The 18,156-nt window shown below is 62.3% G+C and carries 11 protein-coding genes; 8 read left to right on the top strand and 3 right to left on the bottom strand.

Going from position 1 to position 18,156, the window contains the following annotated elements; genetic code table 11:
• Nucleotides 1–94 precede the first annotated feature (94 nt).
• The 7 genes from J3U87_RS27660 to J3U87_RS27630 are packed head-to-tail and all read left to right on the top strand — an operon-like array spanning nt 95 to nt 7,472.
• Nucleotides 95–1,459 (top strand): V-type ATP synthase subunit B, encoded by a 1,365-nt coding sequence (locus J3U87_RS27660; RefSeq protein WP_237379023.1) that lies wholly within the window; start codon nt 95–97, stop codon nt 1,457–1,459.
• The gene (locus J3U87_RS27655) at nt 1,456–2,052 is read left to right on the top strand and encodes a V-type ATP synthase subunit D (protein WP_237379022.1); all 597 of its coding nucleotides are present in this window, start codon (nt 1,456–1,458) and stop codon (nt 2,050–2,052) included. Before J3U87_RS27660 ends, J3U87_RS27655 begins: the two co-directional genes overlap by 4 nt.
• The gene (locus J3U87_RS27650) at nt 2,049–3,842 is read left to right on the top strand and encodes a V-type ATP synthase subunit I (RefSeq protein WP_237379021.1); all 1,794 of its coding nucleotides are present in this window, start codon (nt 2,049–2,051) and stop codon (nt 3,840–3,842) included. Before J3U87_RS27655 ends, J3U87_RS27650 begins: the two co-directional genes overlap by 4 nt.
• Nucleotides 3,827–4,273 carry an ATP synthase subunit C gene (locus tag J3U87_RS27645; protein ID WP_237379020.1) on the top strand — a complete coding sequence of 149 codons (447 nt, stop codon included), beginning with the start codon at nt 3,827–3,829 and terminating at the stop codon, nt 4,271–4,273. The genes J3U87_RS27650 and J3U87_RS27645 overlap by 16 nt, the downstream gene beginning before the upstream one ends.
• Nucleotides 4,274–4,289: 16 nt before the next feature.
• A complete protein-coding gene (locus J3U87_RS27640; protein ID WP_237379019.1) occupies nt 4,290–4,976 on the top strand; it encodes a hypothetical protein in 687 nt (228 codons plus the stop codon).
• Between the two features lie 13 nt (nt 4,977–4,989).
• Nucleotides 4,990–5,667 (top strand): hypothetical protein, encoded by a 678-nt coding sequence (locus tag J3U87_RS27635; protein ID WP_237379018.1) that lies wholly within the window; start codon nt 4,990–4,992, stop codon nt 5,665–5,667.
• Nucleotides 5,664–7,472 (top strand): V-type ATP synthase subunit A, encoded by a 1,809-nt coding sequence (locus tag J3U87_RS27630; RefSeq protein WP_237379017.1) that lies wholly within the window; start codon nt 5,664–5,666, stop codon nt 7,470–7,472. The genes J3U87_RS27635 and J3U87_RS27630 overlap by 4 nt, the downstream gene beginning before the upstream one ends.
• A gap of 25 nt (nt 7,473–7,497) precedes the next feature.
• Here the strand turns inward: J3U87_RS27630 and J3U87_RS27625 are convergent, their stop codons facing one another.
• Complete coding sequence (locus J3U87_RS27625) at nt 7,498–8,103, bottom strand: trimeric intracellular cation channel family protein (RefSeq protein ID WP_237379016.1); 606 nt, start codon at nt 8,101–8,103, stop codon at nt 7,498–7,500.
• 1,184 nt (nt 8,104–9,287) lie between these two features.
• On the opposite strand from J3U87_RS27625, the gene J3U87_RS27620 reads away from it, so the two are divergent.
• Complete coding sequence (locus J3U87_RS27620) at nt 9,288–11,360, top strand: M28 family metallopeptidase (RefSeq protein ID WP_237379015.1); 2,073 nt, start codon at nt 9,288–9,290, stop codon at nt 11,358–11,360.
• A gap of 554 nt (nt 11,361–11,914) precedes the next feature.
• Here J3U87_RS27620 and J3U87_RS27615 read toward each other — a convergent pair.
• Both J3U87_RS27615 and J3U87_RS27610 read right to left on the bottom strand, forming a co-directional pair.
• The gene (locus J3U87_RS27615; protein WP_237379014.1) at nt 11,915–12,616 is read right to left on the bottom strand and encodes a hypothetical protein; all 702 of its coding nucleotides are present in this window, start codon (nt 12,614–12,616) and stop codon (nt 11,915–11,917) included.
• 77 nt (nt 12,617–12,693) lie between these two features.
• Nucleotides 12,694–17,826, bottom strand: a complete 5,133-nt coding sequence (locus tag J3U87_RS27610) for a tetratricopeptide repeat protein (protein WP_237379013.1) — start codon at nt 17,824–17,826, stop codon at nt 12,694–12,696.
• Between the last annotated feature and the right edge of the window lie 330 nt (nt 17,827–18,156).

The raw sequence follows: 18,156 nt of genomic DNA, 5'->3' as shown, positions 1-18,156 counted from the left end.
CTTCGAAAACGATACCCTTCGCCGAAGAACACCACCGATTTCAAACCCATCGCCCGATATGAATGCTTCCGAAATCTCGGCTGGGACGGGCCCTATGATCAGCTATTCCCGTATTCTGGAAATCGTCGGCGACATCATCAAGGTGCACGTACCCGCGGACGGCGCGGGCAACGGCAAACCGGTTCGGTTTCGCGATCTCGCCGTGATCGAAGATCGACAGCGCCGTGAAATGCACAGCCTCGCCCAGGTCATCGAACTGGATCGCGATTGCGTCTCGCTCCAGGTCTTTTCCGGCACCAAGGGCCTTTCCACCCGTGCCTCCGTGCGCTTCCTGGGTCACCCGATGCAGGTGACCTACGCCAACCACATCCTGGGTCGCGTTTTCAACGGCGTCGGTGCCCCGATCGACGGCGGGCCCGGGCTCGACCACGACCCCAAGATCGACATCGGCGGACCCTCCGTCAATCCCGCCCGCCGCATGTTGGCCTCGCGCATGATTCGCACCGGCGTGCCCATGATCGACGTCTTCAATTCCCTGGTCGAGAGCCAGAAAATCCCGATCTTCTCGGTTGCCGGTGAACCCTACAACAAGTTATTGGCGCGCATCGGCATTCAGGCCGACGCCGACATCGTCATCTTCGGCGGCATGGGCCTGATCTTCGACGATTTCCACTATTTCAAGCGGGCCTTCGAGGATGCCGGCGTGTTCAGCCGCACGATCATGTTTTCGCACCTGGCTTCGGACCCGACCGTGGAAACGGTGCTGGTTCCCGACCTGGCTCTGGCCGTGGCCGAACGCTTCGCCGTCGACGAGGGCAAACGCGTGCTCGTCCTGCTGACCGACATGACGGCCTTTGCCGATGCCCTCAAGGAAATCGGCATCTCCATGGAACACGTGCCCTCCAACCGCGGGTACATGGGCGACCTCTACAGCCAACTTGCGCGCCGCTACGAAAAGGCCAGCATGTTCCGCGGGGCCGGATCGGTGACCGTGCTGACCGTGACGACCATGCCAGGAGGGGATGTCACCCATCCCGTGCCCGACAACACCGGCTATATCACCGAGGGCCAGTTCTACCTGCACAACGGCGTCATCGACCCCTTCGGTTCGCTATCGCGCCTCAAGCAGCACGTGATCGGCAAGGTCACCCGCGAGGACCACGCCCAGGTGATGAACGCGATGATCCGCTTTTTCGCCGGTGCCCGCGATGCCGAACAGAAACACGCCATGTCCTTCGAGCTTTCCGACTACGATCACAAACTGCTGCGGTTCGGCCGCCTCTTCCGCGAACGGTTCATGGGCATCGAGGTCTCGCTCGACCTGGAGGATGCGCTCGATTTGTGTTGGCGCACCATGGCCGAGTGTTTCGATCCCGAAGAACTGCTGATGAAACAGAACCTCGTCGACAAGTACCTGCCCGAAACCGAGTCCGCCGTCGAGGTGGAGGTGGGCGAATGAGTCGCCTGATCCTCAACAAGAGCGCCCTGAGTCGGGAACAGCGCCGCCTCTCGGCATTTTCGCAGTTCCTGCCGTCGCTGGATCTCAAGCGTCGCCAGATCATGGCGGCCAAAAAGGATCAAAAGACGGCGCTCGCCGAGCTGCGCGACACGTTGCGGACCTATCGCGAAGAGGTCGGTCGCGATCTACCGATGTTGGGCACGGGTCGCATCGATTGCAATGGGCTCGTCTGGGTGACGCAGGTCGATCTCCGGTGGGAGAACCTGGTCGGCATTCGGTTGCCGGTGATGGGCGAGGTTCGGTTCGGCTACAAAGAGTACGGTTATCTGGGCATGCCCCATTGGGTGGATCGCCTGGTGATCCTGATGCGCGAGGTCCTGGAACTGCGCGTGAAGGAGCAGATCTTCGAGCGACGCCTGCGCTTGCTCGAGGAGGCCCAGCGCAAGACGACCCAGCGCCTCAACTTGTTGGACAAGGTCCTGATCCCCCAAGCACGGGCCAACATCAAAAAGATCAATTTGTTCCTTGCCGACCAGGAGCGCGCGGAAGTGGTTCGCGCCAAGATCGCCAAGGCCAAGCGGGAGGGCGCATGACGATCGTCGACCTCCGCAAGGCCACTTTGATCGGGCTCGCCAATCAGCGACGGGAGGTGCTGGCCGGGCTTCAGGCGCTCGGGGTGCTTCATCTCGAAACGCTTTCCGAAACCACCGCGGCCACGGCCCACATCGGTGAAGTGGACGCGGATCTGACCGAGGCGATCGCATTCCTGCTGGCCGCACCGTTCAAGCGTCGCCAGATCAAGGACCCCACCGATTTCGATCCCGCGACCGTGACCCGCGACGCGCTCCGGATACGCGAAACCATGCGCGAGTTGGAAGATCGCCGCGAAGCCCTGATCGATCGCATCGAGAACCTGGAGCCCTGGGGCAATTTCGATTTCCCGGATCTGGACGACCTGAGCGGTTACAAGCTGTGGTTCTACATCCTGCCCCACTACCAGATGGCGCGGGTCGTGGCTTCCGACCTGGTGTGGCAGGTGGTGCACCGCGACAATCGCGATGCCTACCTGGTGGTCGTGTCCAAGACGGAACCGCCCGAAGACGCCATGCCGGTGCCGCGCGTTCACACCGGCTCGATCACCTTGGCCCGGCTGCAGGAAGACCTCGACCGGGTCGAGATCGCCATGGAAGAGGCGGCCATCGAGCGTACCCAGCTCACGCGGTGGATCCACCTGCTCCTTTCGGGCAAGGCCGACTACGAGAACCGGTTGTCGCTGAATCGGGCCGAGCTCGTGGTCCTCGATGCGGGCGAGGTGTTCGCCGTCGCCGGCTGGGCGCCCGAGGATACGGGCGAACGACTGGCGGCCTTCGCTTCACAGCACGGCTTGGCGCTGCTGTGGGAGGCGCCGAGTGCCGAGGACGCGCCGCCGACCCTGCTGAAAAACCCGCCCGAGGTGGCGGCCGGCGCCGACATCGTCAACTTCTTCCAAACGCCCGGCTACGGCAGTTGGGATCCCTCGGCGGTCATCTTCTTTTCGTTTGCCGTGTTTTTTGCGCTGATCCTGTCGGACGCCGGGTATGCGCTGGTCTTCACCCTGTTCCCACTGTTGATGTGGCGCAAACTGTCGCGCTCGCCGCGCGGCCGGCGGCTGGGCCTGCTGGGTTTGGCCATGGGTCTCGCCGGCGTGGTGTACGGCGCCCTGGTGGGCAGTTACTTCGGGACGCCACCACCGGCGCCGTTTCTGGCCCAAGTCGCCATATTGGATGTCCGCGATTTCGACGCCATGATTCGGCTCTCCGTGTTCATCGGCATCATTCACATCGCGGTGGCCAACCTGGCGCGAGCTTGGGCCGCCCGTGGCTCGTCCATCGCCCTGGCTCCCCTGGGCTGGTTTTTCCTGATCGCGGCCGGCACCGCCTACTGGCTGCAGGGAGAACCGACCTTGGTGAGTTGGCTCTCCGGCGGCCTCGGCCTGGGTGCGGTTCTCTTCTTTTCCGGGAGCGCACCACTCGCCGGCGCGGCCGGCATCGGCCGTCGCTTGTTCGAAGGCCTCAAGGGCCTGACCGACGTGACCAAGGCATTCGGGGATGTGCTCAGTTACCTGCGGTTGTTCGCCCTGGGTTTGGCCAGTGCCTCCCTGGCGACCACCTTCAACCAAATGGCCGCCGACGTGGCCGAGCGTTTCGCCGGGATCGGCATCGTGTTCGCCGCGATGTTGCTGGTTCTGGGGCACGCACTCAACTTCGTGTTGGCCGTGGTCAGTGGTGTGGTCCACGGCCTGCGTTTGAACCTCATCGAATTCTACAACTGGAGCATTTCCCAAGAGGGATATCCCTTCCGGGCTTTCGCCAAAAAGGAGATCGATCCATGGAACCGTTCATGATTGCATTGGGTTGGGCCGGTTTGTACGGGCCGATGGCGATGGGCGCCATCGGCAGCATCATCGGTTGTGCGCTGGCGGGGCAAGCCGCCTGCGGCGCACTGTTGGAAACGGATCGCGGTCACGGCAGGTACATCGGCCTTTCCGCCATGCCTTCCTCTCAAACGATTTACGGCATCGTGGTGATGTTTTCACTGAACCGCGAGGTCAACCTGGAGAATGCGCCAGGCCTGTTCGCCGTCGGGATCCTGGCCGGTGTGGCCCTTCTGTACAGCGGCATCCGTCAGGGGCAGTGCTGTGCTTCGGCCATCAACGTCTCCAAGTCCAAACCCGAAATCTTCGGCCTGTCGGTGGCACCGGCGGCCATTGTCGAAGGGTTCGCTGTTTTTGCCTTCATCTTCGCGCTGGTCATCAGTGCCGGCATTCCGACCTGAACGAGAGGAGGTGGTCGTGAGCGAAACACCGCATCCCACCGCATCCGGGGTGGAAACGCTGTTGGCGCGCCTGCGCGACGAGGGCGTCGAGGCCGGGCGTCGACAGGCGGCCGAGATCGAAACGGAGGCGCGCGCCAAGGCGGACGCCCTGGTCAAGCAGGCCAAAGCCGAGGCCGACGCCATCCTGGCCGAAGCGCGCCAGCAGGCCGAAACCCTGAAACACGCGGGCGAAGAGGCCTTGCGCGTCGCCGCGCGCGATTCGGTGCTGCGCACCCGCGACATTCTTTTGAACCGTTTCTCCAAGGAAATCAAGCGTCTGGTCTCCATGGAGATGAAGGATGGCGAAATGCTGCGGCGCCTGATTCTCGAGGTCGCGGGTCGGCTGCGCGACGAGGCCGACTTGGAACGCCGCGAGCGCCTGGAGCTGCTGCTTCCCGAAAAGCTGGTGGACGTCGATGAGCTGCGGCGCAACCCGGTCGAGGTGCGCGAGGGCAGTGTCGACGACTTCGTTTCCAGCGTGGCGGCCGGATTGCTGCGCGACGGCGTGGTGCTCTACCCGGGAGAGGAACACGAAAACGGCATTCGGGTTCGCATCGTCGATTGCGACATCGAGGTCGACATGAGCGACGGGGCGGTGGCCGAGCTGCTGCTGCAACACCTGCAACCGCGATTCCTGGCCCTGATGGAAGGCGTGATTCACTGAGCCGGAGGAATCCGTGGCCGACACCTACTACACCCTGATCACCGCATTGCCGCACTTGCCGAGCCTGTTCAAGAACAAGCATCTGCCCATCACGCGGATTCGGCTGGAAGAGCGGCTCCGCATGCTCAGCGAGGAAGATACGAAGGTGTTGGCCGATATCGAGAACATCTACGCCTGGAACAAGCCGGGCATCGAGGATGGGCGCATCGTCACGGAAACCACCGCCGCCCTGGCCCGGGTGCCGCATCCCGATCTTCAAACCGTGATCGAGCGTCGCCTCGCGTTGCGGACCGTGGTGACCGCGCTGCGTTATCGGCTCGCCGGCGGCACCCCCGGCAATGCCGGACGATGGGGTTACCGGCCCTGGGACCGCTACATCGAAAACCACCTGCAGTATCCCTATTTCCACATGGAGCACCTCATGCCGTGGCTACCGGAAGTCGCCGAGCTCCTGAACAAGGGATTGAGCTGGGAATTGGAAAAACGCCTGCTCGCCATCGAATGGGAAGACCACAGCCGGGTTGCGGCGCGCCACTATTTCGATTTCGAAGCGGTGGCGCTGTACGTTCAGCGCTGGCACCTGATCGCGCGCTGGACCGGCTGCGCCCATACCCACGCGCCGGCGTTGTTCGAAGATTTGGTCGCGGAGGCAATGGTCTCTTCGCGACCCTTTTTGGAGCATATCTCGTGATCGACACAAGCGAAAAAACATCGGTTTTGGCCAAAGTCATCGTGGTTCGCGACGACATCGTCACCTTCGAACTCCAAGAGGAGGGCGAGCGCCACGGCATCATGAAGAACGAGGTCGTCTTCATTCGGCCCTCTTCCAATCCCGCCGAACGCCTGCAGGCCGAAGTACTGCGCATTCGTGGTCGGGAAGCCGACGCCCAGGTATTCGAGGATACCCGCGGGATCGCCATCGGCGATGCGGTGGAGCTTTCCAGTCAATTGCTGTCGGTGGCCCTGGGGCCGGGACTGCTCAGCCAGGTCTACGACGGCCTGCAGAATCCCCTGGAAAACCTCGCCGTGCTCCACGGGTTCTTTCTGCCGCGGGGCACCGCCGTCGACGGGTTGGATCCCAACAAGCGCTGGAAATTTACGCCCACGGCCAAGATCGGCGACGTGTTGAGGGCCGGAGACGTGCTCGGTTCGGTGCAAGAAGATCGCTTCACCCATAAAATCTTCGTGCCGTTCGACATGGTCGGCGAGGTCACGGTCGATTGGGTTCAGGTCGGCAATTTCACCGTCAACGACCCGATCGCGCGGGTCGTCGAGAGCGACGGTCGCGAACGCACGCTGACGATGACCATGCATTGGCCGGTGCGGCGCCCGATTCCCGCTGCACTGTTGCGCCGGCGCAGCTCCATGCGGCTGTATCCCGAGGAACCGATGGTGACCAGTTTGCGCCTGGTCGACACCTTTTTCCCCGTGGCACGTGGCGGCACGGCCTGCATTCCCGGACCCTTCGGGGCGGGCAAGACCATTTTGCAACACCTGATCTCGCGCTATTCGGCGGTCGACGTGGTGATCGTGATCGCTTGCGGCGAGCGCGCGGGCGAGGTGGTCGAGACCATCACCGAGTTCCCCAACCTCATCGATCCCCACACGGGTGGCTCCCTGATGGATCGCACCATCATCATCTGCAATACGTCGTCGATGCCGGTGGCCGCCCGTGAAGCTTCGATCTACACCGGTGTCACCCTTGGCGAATACTACCGCCAGATGGGTTTTCACGTGCTGATCATCGCCGACTCCACTTCGCGCTGGGCCCAGGCCATGCGCGAGACGTCCGGGCGTTTGGAGGAGATTCCGGGCGAGGAGGCCTTCCCGGCCTACCTGGACTCGTCCGTCCGCGGCATCTACGAACGGGCCGGTGTGATTCGCACCAACGACGGCAGCGTCGGCAGCCTGACCATGATCGGCACGGTTTCGCCGGCGGGCGGGAATTTCGAAGAGCCCGTGACCCAGTCGACCATGCGCACGGTCAAGACCTTTCTGGGGCTCAGCTCGGAGCGAGCCTACAAGCGGTTTTACCCGGCAGTCGATCCCAGTCTGTCGTGGAGCCGTTACCGCGAACAGCTTCGCGATTGGTTCGACCGCGAAATGGATCCCGATTGGACGCAGCGCGTGGAACGGATGCTGCGCTTGCTGCAGCGGGGCAATGAGGTCGCCCACATGATGCAGGTGACGGGTGAGGAGGGCATCAGCCTGGAGGACTACCTCGACTACCAGCGGGCGACCTTCGTCGACATGGTCTATCTGCAGCAGGACGCCTTCGACGACGTGGATGCCTCGTCCTCGTTGGCTCGCCAGAAGGTCACCTTCGCCATGGTGGCCGAGGTGGTCGCCCACGAACCGAACCTCGCGGACAAGGACGCGGTACGCAAGCTGTTCACACGCCTGACGGGTTTGTTCAAAAACTTCAACTACGCGGCCGAAACGAGTCCGGATTTCAAACGGTATCGCGCCGAAATCAAGGCCTTGTTGGGCGGCTGAGCGGCGAGCGCGATCGGACGAACCCTCACTCCGGTCCACCGAGGAAACGCGGCAGTTGCAGGTGCCAGCGAATGGCGGCGAGTCGCAGCAGGAGCGTGGCGAAGAGCCCGGTCCAGGCCGCGAGCTGGGCGCCGAGCTCCAGGTGGCGCATCAGAATGTAGACGGTGGCGCCGAAAATCGAGGCGGTGGCGTAGATCTCTTTGCGCAGCACCAGCGGAATGTCTCCGGCGAGCACGTCGCGGATCGCGCCGCCGGCGACGCCGGTGAGCACACCCATCACGACGGCCGTGATCGCCGGGGTTCCCGTCGCATTCGCCTTGGCCGCGCCCATCACGGTAAAGAGCGCCAGACCGCAGGCATCGGCGAACAGCAGCGGTTTGCCGCGCGGTAGGATGCGCGGTCCGAAGATTTCCGTGATCAGGGCGACGCCGCCGGCCACGATCACGTAGGTCGGATCGCCGATCCAGAAGACCGGCGCGTCCAGCAGCAGATCGCGAATGGTGCCGCCGCCGATCGCGGTCACCACGGCCAACACCATGCCGCCGAACAGATCCATACCTTTACGCGCGGCCACCAGGGCGCCGGACACGGCGAACACGGCTACACCGACCAAATCGAACACGTAGAGCATGAGTCACCCGAGAGCCTGTCGATGGGATACGAATGGATCGCGGCGCGGCGTCGTGGCGAACGGGAGAGAGCCGGCCGGATCTGGCCTAACTTTACGGGTGCCTGACCCGTGACGCCAAGAGAAAACGTTGAAGCTGCGTCGGTTAGGTTTGTCGACCGCCACGCGGGCCAGCGGTCGATCGAGTCACCCCCCGAGGAAACGACTGGCAGTGTGTGACCCCGAAAGGTGGTCAATGTCTTGCCAGGGGGCGAGCCGAGGGGTTTCGAAACGATCCTTTTTTGGTTCATCTTTGGAAAAAAAGTTTGTCCACGAATCACACCGATTGACACGGATTCCGGCGGCATGACGGCGATAGTGCCGTGTAAGTGCTTTGATCCGTGTTGATTCGCGTGATTCGTGGACCAAATGGTTCTAATCCGAGAAATCACCCAAGCGGTTCTTCCGAGGTTGGGCCGGTTTAATCTCTTCGGTGACTCTGTATGTAACAAACTCTGTAAAGTTCGAAGATAAAGATAAAAACCTAAAAAGGCGAATGTGCGGGGAGTTCGTCGAAAAATGTCGGCCCGGCGCCCTGGGCGGGTACGGCCGGTATGGCCCGGCACTTACTGCCACGACGCCCCTCTCACAATTGCGGGAACTCCAAGCAATTCGCTTCGATTAGTTACCCACTTGAAACCCGGTGGCCGGTGTGCCGGACCACCGGCAATCCGGCCCCCGGCCTGAGCGGTGACTCAGTGGTGCATTCCACCTGAGATGGGTCTTGCCGTCGTCGAATCTGTATCAGGAAACCTGGAAGAGTCGAAGCCAGGAAAAGCAAGGTCGTGTTGTGCCACCAAATGGCTGGTTTTTCCAGGTTTCCGATATTCAGGGGTTCCTGCTTCATTATTCAGGTCATGACGGAGACAGTCCCTTGGAAGTGCTTTGATTCGTGTCAATTCGTGTGATTCGTGGACTAAATTTCTCTTTGCCGAGTTTTGGGAAGTTTTTCCACCCTGGCGACTCAGTGATGAACATCCGCGGCCATCACTGGTCGGAGTGGAAAACGACGTTTCCGGCACTCGTTTGGCTGGAAACCTCCCCACGCCGAGTTGGCGTGGAGATTGATAGGGTGGGGGAGTCTTTTCAAGAGCTCGTACTACACGGTGACTTATAATGGATGTCTGTCAGCCGTCAATGGAGGAAACATGTCGCTCAGCAACCCGAATCGAATCCGCTCCTGTCGCGGATTGGCCTTGTGTGTCGCCCTTTTCTTTTTTTCGACCTTGCCCGTTTGGTCCGGCGACGAACGCTACGCTTTGATCGATATCGATCGCGTGGGGCCGGACCGCGTGGCGGCCCTCAAGCAGAACCCCGCCTTCGCGTGGTGGGTGGAAATGGGACCGTCGCTCCTCGTTCTGGCATCTGATGCCGAACTCCAGAGCCTGATTCGAAATGCGGCTGCCGATGCCCCGGTGATTCGCGTGTTCGCCGACGTGGGCGTCGACCGCGAACGCCTGTACGTCGTGAAATTGGATCACTTTCGAACCCTGCCGAATCTGGACGGCATCGAGTTGGCCCGTGCCGGTCGCCGCGCCGTCGTTCAAATGTACGCCGAGCCGCCGCGCCACTTGGCGCACGGCGCCCATGCCCACGACCTGGATTTCCGTCGCTTGGAACCCTTCAGCGTCTTGGCCGCCCAGCACGAAAACCGGACCGCGCAGCAGCACAAGCGCGCGCCGGATCCCGCGATCCAAGCGGTGGTCGATCAAATCGACGGCGATCGCTGGCTCGGCGACGTCACCCGCCTCGCCGAATTCAATCGCTATTCACTGGGCACCGAGATCGCCGATTCGCGCGACTGGTTGATTGGCCAGTTCCAGGCGATCGAGGGGTTGACGGTTTCCACCCAGGGTTTCACCTTTTCGGGCACCAACGTCCAGAACGTCATTGCGGTGATCGAGGGAACCGAGCGCCCCGATGATTGGTACATCATCGGCGGCCACTACGACAGTATTTCCGAGGACCCCACCAACGCCGCACCAGGCGCCGAGGACAACGGCAGCGGCACGGCCGGCGTGCTGGAAATGGCACGCGTATTGGCGGCCGCCAAGCCCAAATCGACCATCCTCTTCATCGCCTATTCCGGCGAAGAACAGGGCCTTTTCGGCAGTTTCGACCACGCGGCCCGACTCGCCGGCAACGATGACCTGAGCAAGGTCAAGGGTGTGTTGATCATGGATATGATCGGTTACACCGGGGACGAGGACCTGGATGTCCTGCTGGAGTCCGGTCAGGTGGGTGCTTCGCTGGTGGAAGCCTTTTCCACGGCTGCCACCGACTACACCAATTTGCGCGTCGTAACCAGTTTCAACCCCTTCGGTTCGGACCACGTGCCCTATATCAACCGCGGTGTCCCGGCCCTGCTGACGATCGAAAACGATTGGGACAGCTATTCCGGCTACCACCGGACGACCGACACCGCCGACAACGTCAGTATCTCGATGGGCCTGGAAGTGCTCAAAATGAATGTGGCGGCGATGGCCGAGATGGTCGGGATCGAGAACGGGGGCTCGGGCTTCGAAGCGGTCGGCCGATGGATGTACTCCTGGCTTTCCTATACCGATCGCTTTGAAAGTACCCTGGTTGCAAACAATTACGGCTCTACGGCCGCGCAGGTGGAATTGACCGCGCGCCGCACCGACGGCAGCACCGCGACCGCCAGCCGCACCATACCCGCCAACGGCTTCTTGGAGGAGGGGGTCGCCACCCTGTTCCCGAATTTCGACCGTGGCCCGGGCTTCACCGTCGAACTCGCTGCCGACCGGACCACCATTCACGGTCGCTGGGTCACGTTCAACCGCGATACCGATTCCGGGCTGTCGCCGTCCCAAGGCGTGGCCGTGGCCATGCCCGAGAACGGCACCATGGAGGGCACCCGCTATGGGCGCACCATTCTGTTCGGCTACCTGCCCGTGATCGACGGGAACATCTCCGCGCCGGTCATCGTCAATGTGGGCGCTGCCGCCACCGACGTGACCCTGACCTTCCACAATGCGGCCGGCGACCTGCTGCGCACCGATACCGAGACCGGACGCGGATTGGCGCCGGGCGTGCCGGTCGCGGTCACGACCGACGGGCTCTTTCCCGGGATCGATCAGAACGTCACCATGACGGCGACCTCCGCCGATCAGCCCTTGACCGGTGTCGTCTTCGTCTTCAACCAAATCGGTGAACCGGCGATCGGCAACGTCAGCGCGACCAGTAATCCCACTCCCTAATCAGCGCCCATCCGGAATCAGCCGTTTTTTGAAATGGTTCCTCTGAACCGGCAGATTCTCAATGCAAACCGGTGTCAGGTAGGGGCGCCAGGGGCGGCAAACCCGCCGGATGACCATTTCGAAGTGATCCATGAAAGGGGTTCCCGCATGCTGCGAGGGTCGGAATCGCGGTAGGTTGGCCGGCCCGGCCGACACTTCGAAGTGGCCCAGGCTTCGCGAGACCAACGGGTAAAAGAGCGAAGCAGAAAAGTCGGGCCTCAAGATCTCCCGATGATCGATTTCTATCCATGTTAGGTCGCTTCGATTGGTGGAGCAGGCAGGTCTGGGCGGCCCCCTCACCTCCAGGCACCACGGCTCCCTCCTGATTCGGGAATTCCGAGTCGAGATCCCTTCGACGAGGCGGCCCGGCGCCCTGAGCGGGCCCGGCACCTACTGCAACGATGCCCACCTCACAAATGCGTGGCCTCCCCGGCGATTCACCCCGATTAGGTTCCAACCTGAAACCCATAGGCCTGAGCGGCGATTCGTTGGAAAAGCTCGGGTTCGAAGCCGAGCTATCCCAGCGAGGGTTGGGCGGGCAGGTGCGCCGGCAATTCGCGCTTGATGGGGGCGGGGGCGAACACGTCGGCCTGCCAGGTGCCGCCCAGCCAGGTTTCCACCAAGGCTTGCGGCCAGAAATGCCGATTGACCACCGCCGCGTGGTGCAGGCCTTCGGGAGGCGCGATCAGGGGCAGCCAGGTTTTGGCCATGTACCCTTCGGGCAGGTGTTCACGGTGCACGATCAGGTGACTGAAACGCACGTCGCGTCCGTTCGTGAGGATTTTTGGAACGGGCAGGTCGAACACCTCGTCGTGCGCGTCGAAGACCTTTTCGGCGAAGCGCATCAAGGGCTCGTTCCGCGGACGATAATCCTTGAGGCGATAGACGTCTTTGGCGATGTCGCGCAACTCGGCCAAGTGTTCGGTGTAGTGTGGGTCGCGGGAATAGACGAACTCGCCCGGGACCGCCTCGAACTCGCCGTCGGCGTCGAACAGTGCCTCGTGCGCCTGCACCAACATGCCCCAGACCACGTCGCCGCGCTCCAGGATTTCCGGTTGCTCGGAAAAGAAGGCGGCCAGCCGAGATCGGTCGGGGGCGGCCTCCAGCCAGCCCGGCATCGGGCGGGACCAGTGCTCCCGCGAATCGGGACCCGTCCGGGGCGGCCTTCCGAAGTGCCGACGAATGTCCTCCAGGTGTGCACCAAATCCATGCAGCATGTGCTCACTCTCCCATCTTTTGATTTGTATCGAGGTTCTCGGGTAGGTATGGGTATCGAGAAAAGGAATGCGGCGGCTCAGGCAAGCTTGCGGGTGAGCGACCAGGTGATGCGCCTACCCAACGACAGGCGACGTTTCATGCACTCGCGCCACACCTGGCGCAGGGGATTTTGGGGTTCCAGGATTTCCTGCGCGGCCAGGCGAAAGCGCGCATTCAGTGCGTTGGGATCGCGAACGCGTTGGGTGTCGAGCAGCGCGGCAAAACATGCGAGTACCGAGTACCAGGGTTCGGACGCTTGCTCCACGAGCGAACCCCAGGTCAGAAACTCGAACAGGAACGCCTGGTCCTGGCCGCGAACCAACAACGCGCTCATGAGGATGACGACGGTATGTGCCGCACTTCGATCCGACGGCTGGCTTTGGAGGATGGCACGCGCCCTGGGCTCGATCTCGTGCCAGAGACCCAGCCCGCGCAGCCCGACCAGGTACTCGACCTGGGCGGAAAGCGGAAAATCCCCGCAATCCTGCCAGGCATCCAGCCAGATGCATAGGTTGTCCCATTGCCCCATCCTCATGTAGGCGCAGGATACCACGCTCCAGAGCACGGAAGTCTCGGGTCTAAGGTCCGGATTGGCCTCCCGCCAGGCGAGCACGATCTGGGGACCGTGCTCGTCGGAGAGGGCGTCGAGCACCATGGCCAGGTAGTATTGCCATGGTTCCTTTCGAGCTATGGGTTCGAGCAGGCGGCCGACCTGGGCCAGGACCCCCCACCAGTTTTGGCTGCCGCTGAAGCCGATGACGGCACCCACGAATCCCGGCGAAACTTCGGTGCCGGCCTCCACCTTTTCCAGGACACGCGCCAGGGCCGGGCGCAGCAAAAAGTGCTCGTCGATTTGATCGAACAGGTATTCCAGGCGGTCCTCCGAGATTCGGACATCCGGAGCGCCGATCGCCAGTAGCCGATCGACCAGCACATCCTGGTTCCCTTCCAGGCAGGCGAGTTGGGTGTGGCGTATCAGGATTTCGGCGTCGTCGGGAGCGATGCTCGCCGCCAGGTCGGTCAGTGCATTCGCGGCGTGGCGCGCCAGGCCGTTGCGGAAACAGAAATCGAAGCGATGGCGCTGAAGATCCTCCGAACTGGGAAACCGTTTGGCCAGACGCTCCCAGCTCTCCACCAGCCGTGGCGCGGGAAACCCGAGAATCTCTTCCAACTCCAGCTTGATGAGGCCCAGTTCCACGTTTTCGAACAGGTCTTCGTTCAGGTAGAGCAGCAGATCGTTGCCGACTTCGAGCGCGTTGTCCTCGCGCGTCCACTGAACCGCGAGCTGCCACGCCCAGATGTCGGCCGGGGTGCGCTCCAGGTGCCGGCGCATGGCGTCCAAGGCACGGTCGTTGTGACCCTCGACGCGATCGACCAGGGCCAGCATCGGTTCCACCAAGGTTTGGGTCGGGTTCCGTCGCTTGACCTGGCGCAGCAGGTCGCGAGCGCTGTCGAACTGGCGTTCCACACAGTGACAGTTCACCATTTCGTAAATGGCCGGCCAATGGTTGGGACGCTGTTCCAACACGGCGGCATAGGCGGCCTTGACCTCGTCGAACTGGCCGGCCAATTGTTCGCGTTTCAGCGTCTCCGCCAGCAACATCAGGCCCATGGCGCGGTCGTTGACGCGGTCCGGCAGCTCCCGCGCCAGTTGCTCCGCTTCCTGGGTGCGATTCAGTTGGCACAGTAGATCCAGCACCATTTCCCAGGCCGACAGATCGTGAACGATGCGTTCGGCCCCTTTCCGCGCCACGTCCAGCGCTTCCATCGTCTGGTCGCGTTGGAGGTGGATCCGGGCAGTCGCGCGATAGCCGTCGAACGCGAAGGGATCGAGGCGAACCACTTTGCGCCACTGCACCAGTGCGTCGTCCAGGTGACCTTTTTTGACCAAGAGCTCGGCATAGCTCGCCCGCATCTTGGTGTCGGACGGATTCCGTTCGGTCAAGTGCCGGTACAGGGCGAGCGCCTTGTCGATCTTGCCGCCGCTCAAGTAGAAATCGGCGAGGGTCAATTTAAAAGAAGTGTGTTGCGGATGTTGGTCCATCATGCGTTGCAGGGTGGGCTTCACCCGTCTCAGGGACTCGAGGCCCGCGCCCTCGCGCAGGTGGAGGTTGATCCAGGCGTGAGCCAGCATCGGATCGTCCGGGCGGGTGTCCAGCCAGCGCCGTACCTGAGCCTCGGCCTTGGGGAAGCCGAACAGCTCGCACATCCACAGGCTCACCATCTCGGCTGGTTCGAAATGGTGAGGGGCCGCGTAAAAGGCACGCTCGATGGTGGCAAGCAAGGCCTCGCGCTCCCCGCCGTCCCTGCTTGCATAGATTTGGTACAGATGGCTGAATGCGGCGTAGTTGTTAGGATCGTGCGCCAGCAACCGCGTGAGATGTTGCTCCGCCAACGCCGGTTCGCCCCGCTCCAAGGCGATGGCTCCCTGCAGTTCCGTCAGGTTCGGATGATCCGGATCGGCGTGCAGGGCCTCCGTCACCGCCGCATCCAGACGGGCTTCCTGGTCGGCTCGATCCGCCCGCGAACTGGCCTGCCACAGGTGGAACCAGGTCCAGGCGCGAACCTGAAGGGCCCAATCGTCACCCGGTTGTTCCGCCAAGCGTTCGTTCAGATGCTCGATCAAGCGCAGCCGATCTTCCCGAGTGGCGGCCGATTCGGTCAACTGTTCCAGGTAGAGTTGGGCCAACATGCGATGTTCCGGTTGTTCCCGATGCCATCGGGCCGGAAGTGCCGCGGCCGCGTCGGGACCCTGCGTGAGCCCGACGAATTGGATCAGGGCGCGTCTCGCACCCAAATGATTTGGGTTGAGAGCCACCCATCGTTCGGCCGTCTCGAGGCCCCTTTGGTGATCTCCGGTGTGGGCGTGCAACAGGGTGCCTGTCTCGAGTCGCTCTTCCTCGGTGGCCAAGCGACGCGTGGCGTTCCAGGCCCGTTTCGCACCCTCCCGCTTCCCGTATTGCATGAGAAAACCGGAGGCGAAAGCCCAGAGCGTTCCGTCTTCGGGACGCCGTTCCAGGCTGCTCTCGAGGATCTCCAGCGCCTGGTCCGGTCGACCGAAGGCTTCCGCGGCCCGAATGTATTCGATCCATGGCCCGGCACCACCGGCTTCCGCGCACAGGTGTTCGGCTCTTTGGGCGAGGAAGCCCAGCGCGCGTTCCTTTTCGCCTAGCTTGTGACAGGCCCAGGCGTAGCCGCGGGCGAAGACATCGTTTTCCAGGTGTAGCGTGGCCGCCAGGCGCAGGGGCAGCAGCGCCTCCCGATTGCGCTGGGTTCGCATCAACCATTGACCCAGGGCAAAACACAAATCGGCCTGATGGGGCTGCAAACGCAAGCCGCGTTCGATGACCCGGGCCGCGCTTGGTTGGTGTTTCGCGGAATGGGCGAGCTGTTGGGCGAGTGCCGCGTGGAATTGCGTGTGGGGGAAGATGGTGACCTCGGCTTCGAGCTCCGGCAGGCGAAGGCCCTCCACGATCGCCCGTAATGCCGCGCGATAGGCGGTGGGGTTTCGATCGTGTTGCAAGGTACCCAGATACAGCATTTGCAGGCTGGTGGACCGGGGATGAGTCTCCAAGAGGTCGCGAACCTGGTGTCGCGTTTCCGACCAATGGCCGGCCATCTGCCGGCAAAGCACGCTCTGGTAGCGCGTCAGGGGGCTTTCGGGATCGCATGACTTCGCTGCCTCGGCGATTTCGCGACACTTGGCCAGCGCCCCTTTTTCGTGGTGGCACCAAAACTCGATCAGGCGTTCCGCGGCTCGGGCTTGGTGCCAAACGACGTCGCGCACCCGGTTCGACATCTCCTCGGGAATGACCGCGAAACAGAGAGGTCCGATGGGTCCGTTTTGGTCGAGATAGGATTTCAGGGGGATGTCACCGAGAAAATCGCCGCTCGGGTCGTGATAGAGCAGGGAATCGGTGGTCGTGTCAAATCCCACCGCGGTGCAGGCGTGACCCATTCCGGGGTGCACAAACGTCGCGACACTGGGAATACCGCGTTTCAACAGTTGCAGAAAAGTATCGCGATGCGCCAGGAAGGGTCGAAAACAAAGTCCGTTTTCTTCGGCCCATCGTTTCACGCGCCAGGGGTTGGTGCCGTCGTAGGCCAGCTTCCGCGCCAACTCGTCCTGGTCGATTTTGAGTCCGAGCGTCTGTAGGCAGGTCGCCAAGGAAGCGGGCATACAGGTGTTGTGTTTCTGGCGGATGACCGGATGTTTCAGCAGGATCCGTCGCCCTTTGGCCTTTTCCTTCAGGGCCGCCAACAGGTCGTCGACGTGCTCCGAACGGGCGTGTTTCGCGTGGAAGGCCAGGGAGCCGTGGTCGCCGAGTTGCTTGGCGAGTTCGGCCTGAATGGCGTGGTTCCGACGGCGCGTGGTGCGATCGGCCAGCGGTGCGTAATGGGGCAGGCGCCGGGCCAGTTGAACCAGCGGCAGCAATTGTTCGCGAACCTGTCCGCCACTATTGCGCTCCAGGGCGTGCAAGGCGTAAATCAGGCCCAGTTGCAGAATCTCCAGAGACTGGCCGCCGGCTTGAATCCATTGGAGCAAAAGGCCCGCGGCCTTTGGAAGTTTGTTGAAATAACCATAACAAATAATCAGGGCGTGGGCCGCCGAGGTGCAGCCTGGCTGGCGGGCGTATACGGCTTCCACCAACGGAAGGGCGTCGTCCCAGCGACCCGCTTCCATCCAGATATGGGCCTGGTGGAGGTCCAGCCAGGGGCAAACCGGATTCAGCTCGCGGGCTCGCGTCATCCAGAACGTGCTCGATTCGAAGTCGCGGTAACGGGCGAAGATCTGGGCGTGTTGGGCAACCCACCGGGCATCCAGGGCGGGGTCTTCCGATCCGAAATCGGGATCTTCCACAAAATCGCGCAGTTGATTCAACGGAGGTTCGCCAGAGGGTTCCCCGTCGCTGCCGAAGAAGCGGACCTGGGGGTGTTGGGGCGATCGCTTGCGTGCTTCGCGCAGCAGGATGCGCGACTCGCGGCTGCCTCCCAGCTTCGCGGCCAGTCGGGCGGCCAGGACCAGTTCTTCGACCGTGAGCCGCGCCGCGAGTGAAGGGCGGGACCAGTAGGGTTGGGTCGCGCGGTAGGCATCCAGATACCGGCAATCCCGATACATTTGGTCGATTTGAACGGCAATGGCGTTCCGATAGGGCCGAACCAGGGTCATGGCAACTCGCAAAAAACAAACTCACGTCCTACTGACGCTAAAATCATGATACATGATAGGCTGATAAGTTAAAAAGCCTAAAAATTGACGCGATAAGTTAATTAAATTACCTTGAAAACTTGTAGTCACTCCGTCGGGCAAGTTTTTGGAATCCGGGGGCTTCGCATTCTTCCGTTCCAGCCGGGATTCGGTCATCATGGGGGTCGTCAAGGGAACCGTTGTTTTCGGAGCCCCACGGGGGCGTTCCCGCTAGGGATCGACACTCCTAATGACGGTTTGGCGACCGCGATGCGAACGCCGGGCGTGGCCCATGTCACACAAAGCCGGGTC

Source organism: Sulfidibacter corallicola (assembly GCF_017498545.1).
Classification (GTDB): domain Bacteria; phylum Acidobacteriota; class Holophagae; order Acanthopleuribacterales; family Acanthopleuribacteraceae; genus Sulfidibacter; species Sulfidibacter corallicola.
This window is presented reverse-complemented; position numbering and strand designations above follow the sequence as displayed.

What these genes read in the sequence shown, in the direction of transcription:
- J3U87_RS27660 (WP_237379023.1), top strand. Translation starts at nt 95, where the DNA reads ATGATCAGCTATTCCCGTATTCTGGAAATCGTCGGCGACATCATCAAG.
- J3U87_RS27655 (WP_237379022.1), top strand. Translation starts at nt 1,456, where the DNA reads ATGAGTCGCCTGATCCTCAACAAGAGCGCCCTGAGTCGGGAACAGCGC.
- J3U87_RS27650 (WP_237379021.1), top strand. Translation starts at nt 2,049, where the DNA reads ATGACGATCGTCGACCTCCGCAAGGCCACTTTGATCGGGCTCGCCAAT.
- J3U87_RS27645 (WP_237379020.1), top strand. Translation starts at nt 3,827, where the DNA reads ATGGAACCGTTCATGATTGCATTGGGTTGGGCCGGTTTGTACGGGCCG.
- J3U87_RS27625 (WP_237379016.1), bottom strand. Translation starts at nt 8,103, where the DNA reads ATGCTCTACGTGTTCGATTTGGTCGGTGTAGCCGTGTTCGCCGTGTCC.
- J3U87_RS27620 (WP_237379015.1), top strand. Translation starts at nt 9,288, where the DNA reads ATGTCGCTCAGCAACCCGAATCGAATCCGCTCCTGTCGCGGATTGGCC.
- J3U87_RS27615 (WP_237379014.1), bottom strand. Translation starts at nt 12,616, where the DNA reads ATGCTGCATGGATTTGGTGCACACCTGGAGGACATTCGTCGGCACTTC.
- J3U87_RS27610 (WP_237379013.1), bottom strand. Translation starts at nt 17,826, where the DNA reads ATGACCCTGGTTCGGCCCTATCGGAACGCCATTGCCGTTCAAATCGAC.